Here is an 11,809-nt window from a genome sequence, read left to right on the forward strand (position 1 = left end):
AAAGAACAATCGGAGATTACAACAATGACTGATATCGTAATTGTTAATGGTGCTCGTACTGCTATGGGTGGTTTTCAAGGATCACTATCAGGACTTACAGCGCCTGAACTAGGTGCTGTAACGATCAAAGAAGCAATCGCACGAGCAGGTTTACAACCTACTGATGTCGAAGAAGTCATTATGGGTTGTGTTCTTCCTGCAGGCTTAAAACAAGGCCCTGCTCGTCAAGCAATGCGCAAAGCTGGCTTACCTGATTCTACAGGTGCTGTGACGATTAATAAGCTTTGTGGCTCTGGCATGAAAGCCGTGATGCAAGCAACCGACATGATTAAAGCAGGCAGTGCTGAAATTGTTGTTGCCGGCGGCATGGAGTCTATGACAAATGCACCTTATGTTTTACCAAAAGCACGTGCCGGCTATCGTATGGGCCATGGTGAAATTAAGGATCATATGTTTCTTGATGGACTTGAAGATGCTGAAACTGGTCGTCTAATGGGTTCTTTTGCTCAAGATATGGCAAATACTCGTGGCTATACACGCGAGCAAATGGATGACTTTGCGATTCGCTCTTTAAAACGAGCTCAAACAGCAATTACCGAAGGTTATTTCAAAGATGAAATCGTTTCGGTTACCGTGCCTAGTCGCAAAGGCGATGTCGTTGTTGATCAAGATGAACAACCTTTAAATGCAAAGATCGACAAAATTCCTTCACTTAAACCAGCTTTTGCAAAAGACGGTACAATTACCGCAGCAAACGCAAGCTCTATTTCAGATGGTGCATCTGCATTAGTATTAACTTCAAGTGAGGTTGCTACTCAACGTGGTTTACAGCCACTGGCAAAAATTATTGCAACAGCTTCAAACTCTCAACATCCTTCAGAATTTACAATTGCTCCTGTTGGCGCTATTGAAAAAGTTCTAAAAAAAGCGGGTTGGAATGCTCAAGAAGTTGACCTGTGGGAAATTAACGAAGCTTTTGCCATGGTTACTATGTGTCCAATTGATGATTTCAAACTTGATGCTGAAAAAGTCAATATCAATGGTGGTGCTTGTGCCCTAGGTCATCCAGTAGGGTCTACAGGTTCTCGTATTATTCTCACGCTGATTCATGCACTGAAACGTACTGGTGGAAAAAAAGGTATTGCAGCACTTTGTATTGGCGGTGGTGAAGCAACAGCCGTTGCGATTGAACTTATTTAATTAAAATTAACTATTTTAAAATCCCACTTCGGTGGGATTTTTTTATGAAAAAACTACAAAAAATGACCCACAAAATCACTTTTAAGTTTTAACTTATTCTTTTAAACGAAAACAACAATGGACAATAACAATGCAACTCAATCACTACCTCAATTTCCAAGGTCAGGCAGAGCAAGCCTTTAATTTTTATAAATCAGTTTTTGGTGGCGAGTTCGCCATGTTAAGTCGCTATGGTGATATGCCACCGTCAGAAGGTGTGACATTATCTGAAGCGAACAAAAATCTGGTTCTTCACGTTTCTCTACCCATTAATGAATACACTGTACTTATGGCATCAGATACAAATGATCAGTTCTGTGCGCCTAACAGTGTTTTTACCCAAGGCAATAATCACTACATCGCAATTAATCTTGAAAAGGACGAGCAAGAAAAAGCTAAACAACTTTTTGATGCGTTGTCTGTTAACGGTCAAATTGAAATGCCTTTAGAAAAAACGTTCTGGGGTGCATTATACGGAGCGTTTACCGATCAATTTGGTATAAAGTGGATGGTTAACTGCCAACTTGATACATAATTTTCAATATAAAAAATCCCGCAAATTGCGGGATTTTTTATTTCAGGATTTATTGAGCTCCTGTTTGATAACTCGCTTCTGGCACACCAGTTGAAGCTTGATACGGATTGGTAAAGTCTTGCAAACCTGCCACCGCTTCTTGTACGTCTTTGCCTTCTTTTACGACAAAGCTATCAAAACCAGAACGCTTTAAGTAGTTTAAAACATCCTTAAACACATCACCTATTGCTCGCAGTTCACCTTGGAAACCTTGGCGACGTAACAATGCTGCAAATGAGTAACCTCGGCCATCACCAAAACCCGCAAACTCAATGAAAATTGCATCAAGTTCATTTAATGGAAATGTATGATCTTCAGGTGAATCATTCACAGTTACATACAAAGCTTTTTTGCCTTGAACGTTAGCTAATTGGTCTAGTTGAGCTGTTGTTACCACAACATCACCTTGAGGAACTACACCATCTTCAGCAATGATTTGATAAGTATTATCTGCAATCGTGCCATCTTTATAAAGCACTGGTAGAGCTGTATTAAGCATATGCACGCTCCTTAAATGGTTGAATTCCTACACGGCGATATGTATCAACAAAACGCTCACCTTCAGTACGCAAATCAAGATAAGTATTTAATACTTCCTCAATTACATCAGGCACAGCATCTGCTGCAAATGATGGTCCTAAGATGTCACCGATTGATGCATCATGGTCAGAATTACCACCTAATGTAATTTGGTAGAATTCAGCACCTTTCTTATCTACACCTAAAATACCGATGTTACCTACATGGTGATGACCACAAGCATTCATACAACCAGAAATATTTAGATCTAAATGACCAAGATCATATACTTTATCTAAGTCATCGAAACGACGTGTAATTGCTTCAGCAATTGGAATTGATTTCGCATTTGCAAGTGAACAGAAATCACCGCCCGGGCAACTAATAATATCGGTAATAAAACCAATATGTGCACGTGCCATATTTTGTTGCTCAAGCGCTTGCCATACATCGAACAAATCTTTTTGAGGCACATCTGCCAAAGCAATGTTTTGTTCATGAGTTGTGCGAAGTTCACCGAAAGTATATTTATCAGCAAGATCTGCAATAAAGTTCATTTCTTCAGTGGTCATATCGCCCGGTGCGATACCTGCACGTTTTAGAGAAATCGTAACAATACGATAGCCCTTTACTTTATGCGCGTGCGTGTTGATATTGAACCATTGCTTGAATTTTGGATGCTCAGCAAATAAAGCTGTAAAGTCTTCATCTGCCAAATCTTGATAATCAAAAGGAGTGAATTCTTCATCCAGTTTTTTCAAGATTTCTGGCTGAATTCTTAATGATTCACGTGTATGTTCAAACTCAGCTTCAACTTTTTGAGCAAACACTTCAGGCGTTAATGCTTTAACTAGAATTTTAATACGCGCTTTGTATTTATTATCACGACGGCCATGCAAGTTATAAACACGTAGAACCGCTTCTAAATAAGCAATTAAATCTTCACGCGGTAAAAACTCACGAATAACGCTACCAATGATTGGAGTACGGCCTAAACCACCACCAGCCATAATTTTATAGCCGATTTCACCCGCTTCATTACGCACGATATAAACACCAATATCGTGGAATGCAGTTGCCGCACGATCTTTTTCTTCAAGTGCAGAAACAGCAATTTTGAACTTACGTGGCAAGAATGCAAATTCTGGGTGGAATGTACTCCACTGACGAATCAATTCACATGTTGGACGTGGGTCTGCAATTTCACCAGCAACTACACCTGCATATTGGTCAGTTGTTGTGTTACGAATACAGTTACCACTTGTTTGAATGGCATGCATTTGTACAGTTGCAAGTTCAGCCAAAATATCTGGCACATCTTCAAGTGCAGGCCAGTTCAACTGGATGTTTTGACGGGTAGATACGTGAGCATAACCACGGTCATAAGCAGTTGAAACTTCAGCAACTTTACGTAATTGCTTAGAATTCATTAAGCCATACGGCACAGCAATACGCAGCATAGGCGCATAGCGTTGCACATATAAACCATTTTGCAAACGTAACGGACGATATTCATCTTCAGAAAGTTTGCCAGCTAAATAGCGTTCAGTCTGATCACGGAACTGAGCAACTCGTTCATTAACCAGCTGCTGGTCGAAATCGGTATATAAATACATGGCGTATGGCTAGTAGATTCATTATTAAGGCGGATAGCATAACGAGCTTTCATTCATCAATAAAATGCTTTTTTTGCATATTTAATAACGGTTTTATTGATAAGCTTTAATATAAATCGACATAAAAAAGCCCGGATAAATCCAGGCCCTTTCTATGAAAGCTTTTTATTTGTTATCTGGTAAGGCATAGGCCACTAAATAGTCGCCCATTTTTGTACCAAATGAACCATGACCACCAGCCATGATCACAACATATTGCTTACCATTGATTTCATAAGTCATTGGTGTTGCTTGTCCACCCGCTGGCAAACGCGCTTCCCAAAGTTTCTTACCGTTAGTAACGTTAAATGCACGTAAGTAGTTATCTTGAGTTGCACCAACAAACATAACATTACCGGCAGTAGAAATTGAACCACCTAAACCAGGTACACCAATTTTCACAGCTGGTAACTGGAACAAGTTCGGTAAGCTGTCACGAATTGTACCAATACGTTTTTTCCATACCACTTCATGAGTTTTCAAATCAACGCCAGCTACATATCCCCAAGCTGGTTGTTTACAAGGTAAACCAAGCGGAGATAAGAATGCGCTAATTTCAACACCATAAGGTACGCCGTACATCGGTTGTACGCCCTGCTCAGTTCCCGCACCTTTTGCAGTTTGTGCACGGTTTGGATCGGCAGGAATTAAACGACTTACGAATGGCAAACCAATCGGGTTCATCACAGCAACTTGACGGTCAGGGTTAACTGACATGCCGCCCCATTCAAACACACCTAAGTTACCAGGGAAAACTAAAGTACCGTTTTCAGATGGTGGAGTATAAATACCATCGTAATTTAGACGTTTGAAAGATACACGACACATGAGCTGATCAAGCATAGTGGCACCCCACATATCTTTATCAGTCAATTTATCTTGTGGAGCTAAGTTCAAGTCAGAGAATGGCTGAGTTTTTGAATAATGCTCGCCTTTAGTTTGTGGTCCACGTTTAACTGTTTGTGGAACTGGTTTCTCAGTTACAGGAACAATTGGTTGACCATTACGACGATCAAGAACAAAGGCATTACCTGTTTTAGTCAATACATAGATTGCAGGAACAGTTTGGCCAGCTTTGTTTTTGATATCAGCTAAAGATGGTTGTGATGGTACGTCCATATCCCATAAGTCATGGTGGGTTGTCTGGAAGTTCCACACTAATTTACCAGTTGAAGCATTAATCGCTAACATCGAGTTTGCATAACGCTCTTTCAACTCGGTACGGTCGCCCCCCCAGATATCTGGAGTACCTACACCTGTTGGAACATAAACGATATCAAGTTTGGCATCGTATGCTAAAGGAGCCCATGCATTTGGTGAGTTATGAACGAAATTCGTACCTTCGCCTGGCATTGCATTTGGATCTGCTGCGCCAGTATCAAATACCCAAAGGAGTTTACCAGTGTTAACGTCGTATCCACGAATTACACCAGATGGTTCTTTATTTGAGTAGTTATCGGTTACCGAACCAGCAATAACAACTGTTGACCCAGTCACGATACCAGGAGATGTTGGGTTGTAACCACCTGGGTAAGCATATGGCATAAACTCTTGCAAGTTCACTTCACCATTTTTACCAAAGTCGGTACATGCTTTACCAGTGTCAGCATTCACCGCAACTAAACGACCATCATTTACAGGAACAAAGACTTTACGCGGACATTGTGTAGAGTCAGATTTCTTGCTTTGAAGACTCGTTGCAAACTCAGTTGTGTTATTTGCATCGTAGTACATCACACCACGGCAAGTTAAATGTTGGAACGATTTATCCGTTTTAAGCTTCGGATCAAAACGCCATTTTTCTTTACCTGTCGCAGGATCAATTGAAATTAATTGCTGGTGAGCAGTACAGATAAACATGTTATTACCGATTTTAATCGGTGTAACCTGATTGGTCGTTTCGCCAGAATCATTACCCGTTTTAAGATCGCCAGTACGTAAAGTCCAAGCAACTTTCAAATCTTTTACGTTTTGATCATTAATCTGCTTTAACGGAGAATAACGTACACCTGCCTGAGTACGACCATACGCTGGCCAGTCACTCTCTGCTACACCTGGAACTGCTTGAGCAGTTTCTGGTTGAGGTGTCTTGATTTCACCATTAATTTCTTGCGGATCGTTGAAAATCGAATAGACCATCAACAAAATTGCAATTGCTAGAGTTGAAGATAAGGCAACTTTACTTGATCCAAGGTTGCTGATTCCACGAGTTACGGCTGGAACCAATAACCATAAACCAAGAATACCTAAAATATCTAAACGAGGTGCAAGCGCCCAGAAGTCTGTTCCAACTTCCCAGACACCCCAAATAATGGTACCTAGCATTAAAGCAGCGTACACCCACAATGCTGTAGATGCGCGCTTATAGAGTTGCCATGCAACAATCAGGAGTAATACACCAGTAATAATATAGTAAATTGAACCGCCTAATGTAGCGAGCCAAATACCTCCAATTAACAGGAATAACGCTAATAACCCAATAATAATTACGGTAAAAGTCGTTAAACCTGATCTTGAAGTAGGTTGAGTCATAAACCACCTCTTATCAATCATCATTTTTATCGGAAAGATAGGCCAAGCTTTTCATCAAAAATCGGCCTATCGATACATCTAAAACAAAACTCAGGCATAAAGAAAAAACGGAAGGTCAGGATTATTCAATCAATGATTTAGCCCTCGACAATCCGTTTTCAGAGTAATTACGCTTAGAATGCAGTTGAAAATTTAATACCGCCTACCCAAGTGTTATCACCATTTTTTAATGCACCAACATGACGGACATATTGCACATTTGGACGGATAGTTAGCCAGTTTGTCGCATGAATACCGTAGTAAAGCTCGGTATTGTATTCAGTGTCGTATTCTTTATTTTGGACATCATTCCAATCATCGTTGATATGGATACGTGCAACACCTAATGCCAACTCATCTTGAGGACGTTGATTGAGCAAACCTTTATAGACTAAGCCTACATTTTGCATGTTATCAATTTTGTTGGTATCAGAGTCGTGGAACGTCAGATTCACAAATCCAGTCAAACCACGGTCTGTTTGATCAGCAGGCTGGAATAATTTTTGTTTTGCAGTTACCCATACACCTTGCTTATGAGATGTTTGAGCCTTATTTGTAATTTCTTCGGCATCAGCAGTGCTGTAGTAATATCCTAAACGGTATTCACCAGCCATACTTTGAGCGCCTAATTTAGGTGACCAAACTACTTCAGCAGGAATAATTGCCCCATGTGAACCATCAGTGCTTAGGTTAAAACCTTTGCCTCGGTCCAAATTTTCTGGGTTATATTCATATACACCAACTTGGGTATATAGATCGGGTTGCAAGTTATATTTAACACGCATTGCCCATTGGCTGACTGGCCAGTTATACCACTGATCACCAACCCAGTTACCAACCTGCGAACCACAAAGCGCCAAGTTCTGGAAATCACAGTCAAAACTATTAAAGTCTTCACCTTCACCAAAACGACCGACTTTCACATCTAACTTCTGATCAAGAAATTTTTTCTTAATCCACAAATCGGTTAAACGCCAAGTTTGCTCACGCCCCCACACTTCTTGTACCGAGCTTAAGTGCCCCGCTAAAGCTGGTGAATGTTCAGAAAGTGATTGCCCATCACGATAAGTTAATGTGATTTGAGCTTCTGTATCTTGCCACCCTAAAATTTTGTTTAAATCAAAATGAGTTCCTAAAGCAAGTTGCCCCGTATAAGCACTACCATGCGTTGATGTATTTTTTGAATCTAAAATACCGGCGTATTCGCCGGTATATCCAAAAGAAAAATCATAACCTTGTGCTTGTAACGCGGTGCGTTGACCGTTCCAATCACCCAACATCCACGGACTATTTGGGTCGAATGCAGCAGCAGCTTGTGCGTGCTGTATGAAAAGAGTAATTGATAAAACGGATAAACAGGAAGCCATCAAGGATTTATGTGTTTTCATGTTTACATACCTTTTATGTCTTTGTTTATAAAGGGTACGCTAATTTTATGTAAAGAAATTATTCAAAATGTTAATCAATTGATTAATCTAATAATAATCTTAATACACTGTGTCTAAGAAATGGCCTCACCTCTTTACCATTGCCCTTCACCAAGTTTTTGACCTATAAAGGAATATCTCATTTTTGATCTTGAAAACTTAATTGGGCAAGCCAACTGTGGTTCTGTATCTGCCGTATTATTCTGCAAAGGAACATCCACAATCCATCCACGTTGTTGTGCTAAGGGCGAGTTTAATGACTCAGTGAGACTTAAAACAGGTTCTACACATACATCAAGGTTTGCAAAAATTTCATGCCACTCTTTAAATGTTTTGCTTTTAATTTTTTCTTGAATGGCTTGTTTAACTTCTTTCCGATCTTCGGCATCTAATGAAGCGCCCTTTTGTAATAATAGGGGCAGATCAAGCGCTATGGATAACCCTGACATAAATTGTGGTTCAAGACTACCAATTGAAAGATAACGATCATCTTGGGTCATATAATAGTCATAGAAAATCCCACCATTGAGCATTCCATGCTCTGGAGCCTGCTCGACTTGTGCAGCGAGTGTGGCTGATGCAGCCATACTATTTAAGCTAGCAACACAATCGGTCATGGAAATATCAATATATTGCCCCATACCACTACGCCCGCGTTCAACCACCGCCGCTAAAATAGCAATAACGGCATGAAGTGAACCACCTGCAATATCTGCAACTTGAATACCGAGTGGCGGTGGACCACTGTCTTGTCGGCCGCTATACCCAGCAATACCGGCTAAAGCTAAATAGTTAATGTCATGCCCTGCTCTATCTTTATAGCTTCCTGTTTGTCCATAACCTGTAATTGAGCAGTAAATTAAGCGCGGATTAATTTCGGCAAGTGTTGAATAATCTAATCCTAGACGGCGCATGACGTCAGGTCGAAACTGCTCTATGACAATATCAAACTCGGAAATTTTGGCTTTAATTAATTCAATACTCACTGGATCTTTTAAATCAAGAACAATTGACTGTTTATTTCGGTTTAAATAACTATGTGCCGTTGCTTGCCCATTTGCATAGGGCGGCATGATCCGAATTAAATCTGGACGCGATGGAGATTCGATATGGATGACTTCTGCCCCCATATCGGCTAAATACATTGTGGCAAAAGGTCCTGGTAAGAGTGTCGAGAAATCGAGAACTTTAAGTCCATTTAATGCTGTCGTCATCGTTTTTTTAACCACTATTATTCATATTTTCTTTTATATTAGTTAAGCAAATATTCTAAAACAATGTCATGTTCAGCCATTTACCTTGATCATTTCGGCAATTTAACATGTAAAAAGTGCTTTTACTCTGTTGTAAATCGCCAATTTATTTTTTTAGACGGTCATTTAGGTCAATTTAAAGTGAACATCAAAGAGACTGAAGGATTCAATATGAGTCGCGATACGATTAGCATCCACTTCGTGAATGCGGCTTTGACAGGCGTAAAGCGCCTTGGCATGGATGTTGAAATGCTCCTTTCACATGTGGGCATTGAAGCGGAATTATTACGTCAACCTAAAGCTCGAATCTCACCAGAACAATACACTCGTTTTATAAAAATGTTGTGGATGGTCACACAGGATGAACACGTTGGATTTGACGTACAACCACGTCGTCTGGGCACTTTTGCCATTATGTGTCAGTTGATTATTCACGCAAAAACATTGGGCCAAGCCCTTGAACTTTCATCTCAATTTTACAAATTATTTGGTGATGAATGGTCTGTCAGCCTAGAGCGTGACAAGCATGAAGCACGTCTAGTCCCACTCATCCCAAAAACTTTAGATCCAGATCATTTCATTACCGAAAGTATGCTTATGATTTGGCACGGTCTAGCATCATGGCTCATTGAACGCCGTTTGCCATTAGAGCGTGTTCATTTTAGCTACCCACGTCCTGCACATGCAGATGAATATGATGCATTATTTTTTGCACCAGTCATGCAGTTTGATGCACCGCGTACTGAGATTACCTTTGCGGCGGATTATCTTGATTTGCCAATCCGCCAAGATGAAAAAACGCTAGAAGAATTCTTAAAAGCGGCACCTGCTCAGCTTTTAGTAAAATTCAAAAATACCAACTCGCTAACTTCTCGTATTCGTGAAGTACTCAAAAGCCAGATTGGTGAAGAAATGCCAACGCTTAATGACGTTGCATCAATGTTGTATTTATCTCCGCAAACCTTACGTCGTCGCTTAGCTGCCGAAGGTAAAAGCTATCAAGGCGTAAAAGATGCCTTACGCCGAGATGCTGCAATTCACTTATTACTCAATCCCGAATTAACACTTGAAGACGTTGCTCAACAAGTTGGTTTTAGTGAAACCAGTACGTTCCACCGCGCATTTAAAAAGTGGACGGGTGTAACCCCGGGCCTATATCGCCAGCTACACGGTTACCACTAATTCTTTAATCTATTTAAGTTTCACATTTAGCCCAAGTTCAACTTGGGCTTTTTTGTATTTCTATTGGCAAAAATCATCACCTGACTGGTGCGCTTATCGTCATTGCACTCGCTATTAAAACCAGTACACTCAAAACACAAATAAATTTTAAGCAATAAAAAAGGAACTGTTATGAGCGAGGCTTATATTATTGATGCCATTCGCACCCCACGCGGAAAAGGAAAAAAAGACGGCTCTCTTTATGAAGTAAAACCAATTACCTTACTCACCACTTTATTAAATGAATTACAGCAGCGCCATCAACTCGATACATCTAAAGTCGACGACATTGTTTTGGGCTGTGTAACTCCTATTGGTGATCAAGGCGGTGACATTGCCAAAACTGCAGCCATTGCAGCTGGGTGGAATGATGATGTTGCTGGAGTTCAAATCAATCGTTTTTGTGCTTCAGGCTTAGAAGCAGTCAACATGGCAGCCATGAAAGTCCGTTCTGGTTGGGAGGATTTAGTGGTTGCTGGTGGCGTTGAATCAATGTCGCGCATTCCAATGGGTTCCGATGGTGGACCATGGGCGCTAGACCCTGAAACAAATCTTAAGGCATCATTTGTTCCACAAGGCATTGGCGCCGACCTCATTGCAACCCTAGATGGCTATAGCCGAGAAGATGTAGATAATTTCGCTGTAAAGTCACAACAAAAAGCGGCAGCGGCTCAATCAAATGGTTATTTCAATCACTCAGTCGTACCAGTAAAAGATCACGCAGGCGTGGTGATTTTAGATAAAGATGAGTTTATTAAAGGCAATACCACACTCGAAGGACTAACGAAGCTCAACCCAAGTTTTGAAATGATGGGGCAAATGGGTTTTGATGCAGTTGCTTTACAAAAATATCCAGAAGCACAAAAAATAAATCATGTTCATCACGCAGGTAATTCATCAGGTATTGTCGATGGAGCAGCTGTAGTTTTATTAGCTTCTGAAAAGGCCGTCAAAGAACAAAATTTAAAACCACGCGCTAAAGTTTTGGCGACTGCATTAGTCGGTACTGACCCAACCATCATGCTGACTGGCCCTGCTCCTGCTGCACGTAAAGCTTTAGAAAAAGCTGGCCTCACGATTGATGATATTGACCTATTTGAAGTCAATGAAGCATTCGCGGCAGTTGTAATGCGTTTTATTAATGAGCTCAACGTCCCTGCTGAAAAAGTCAACGTAAATGGCGGTGCGATTGCTTTAGGCCATCCGTTAGGAGCAACAGGTGCCATGATTTTAGGCACACTACTTGATGAGCTTGAACGACAAGATAAAAAGCGCGGTTTAGCGACGCTCTGTGTTGGCGGTGGGATGGGTATTGCCACCATTATTGAACGCGTATAAAAATTAGGGATA

The 11,809-nt window shown here is 40.7% G+C and carries 9 protein-coding genes; 4 read left to right on the top strand and 5 right to left on the bottom strand.

The features are described from left to right. Window positions 1-24: 24 nt before the first annotated feature. Both AC1PJP_RS04135 and AC1PJP_RS04140 read left to right on the top strand, forming a co-directional pair. Window positions 25-1,200, top strand: coding sequence for a thiolase family protein (locus AC1PJP_RS04135; RefSeq protein ID WP_005309724.1), 1,176 nt, complete (start codon window positions 25-27; stop codon window positions 1,198-1,200). A 130-nt stretch (window positions 1,201-1,330) separates the two neighbouring features. Beyond that, on the top strand, window positions 1,331-1,774 hold the full coding sequence (locus tag AC1PJP_RS04140) for a VOC family protein (RefSeq protein ID WP_009389331.1): 444 nt from the start codon (window positions 1,331-1,333) through the stop codon (window positions 1,772-1,774). A gap of 49 nt (window positions 1,775-1,823) precedes the next feature. On the opposite strand, the gene AC1PJP_RS04145 is transcribed toward AC1PJP_RS04140, so the two are convergent. From AC1PJP_RS04145 to AC1PJP_RS04165, 5 genes are all read right to left on the bottom strand, one after another. Then, a complete protein-coding gene (locus tag AC1PJP_RS04145) occupies window positions 1,824-2,312 on the bottom strand; it encodes a DUF934 domain-containing protein (RefSeq protein WP_416703463.1) in 489 nt (162 codons plus the stop codon). Continuing rightward, window positions 2,305-3,948: a nitrite/sulfite reductase gene (locus AC1PJP_RS04150; protein ID WP_151988985.1), complete on the bottom strand. Its 1,644-nt coding sequence runs from the start codon at window positions 3,946-3,948 to the stop codon at window positions 2,305-2,307. Before AC1PJP_RS04150 ends, AC1PJP_RS04145 begins: the two co-directional genes overlap by 8 nt. Before the next feature lie 165 nt (window positions 3,949-4,113). Further along, window positions 4,114-6,519, bottom strand: coding sequence for a glucose/quinate/shikimate family membrane-bound PQQ-dependent dehydrogenase (locus tag AC1PJP_RS04155; RefSeq protein ID WP_107881251.1), 2,406 nt, complete (start codon window positions 6,517-6,519; stop codon window positions 4,114-4,116). Window positions 6,520-6,692: 173 nt separating this feature from the next. Then, on the bottom strand, window positions 6,693-7,925 hold the full coding sequence (locus AC1PJP_RS04160; RefSeq protein WP_081399253.1) for a carbohydrate porin: 1,233 nt from the start codon (window positions 7,923-7,925) through the stop codon (window positions 6,693-6,695). 155 nt (window positions 7,926-8,080) lie between these two features. Then, complete coding sequence (locus tag AC1PJP_RS04165) at window positions 8,081-9,199, bottom strand: CaiB/BaiF CoA transferase family protein (RefSeq protein ID WP_440206427.1); 1,119 nt, start codon at window positions 9,197-9,199, stop codon at window positions 8,081-8,083. Window positions 9,200-9,409: 210 nt separating this feature from the next. Here AC1PJP_RS04165 and AC1PJP_RS04170 point away from each other — a divergent pair, with 210 nt between their 5' ends. Both AC1PJP_RS04170 and AC1PJP_RS04175 read left to right on the top strand, forming a co-directional pair. Then, window positions 9,410-10,420 carry an AraC family transcriptional regulator gene (locus AC1PJP_RS04170; RefSeq protein WP_004789200.1) on the top strand — a complete coding sequence of 337 codons (1,011 nt, stop codon included), beginning with the start codon at window positions 9,410-9,412 and terminating at the stop codon, window positions 10,418-10,420. Window positions 10,421-10,591: 171 nt separating this feature from the next. After that, complete coding sequence (locus AC1PJP_RS04175) at window positions 10,592-11,797, top strand: acetyl-CoA C-acetyltransferase (protein ID WP_416716646.1); 1,206 nt, start codon at window positions 10,592-10,594, stop codon at window positions 11,795-11,797. Window positions 11,798-11,809 lie beyond the last annotated feature (12 nt).

The organism is Acinetobacter sp. V116_7 (assembly GCF_056735735.1).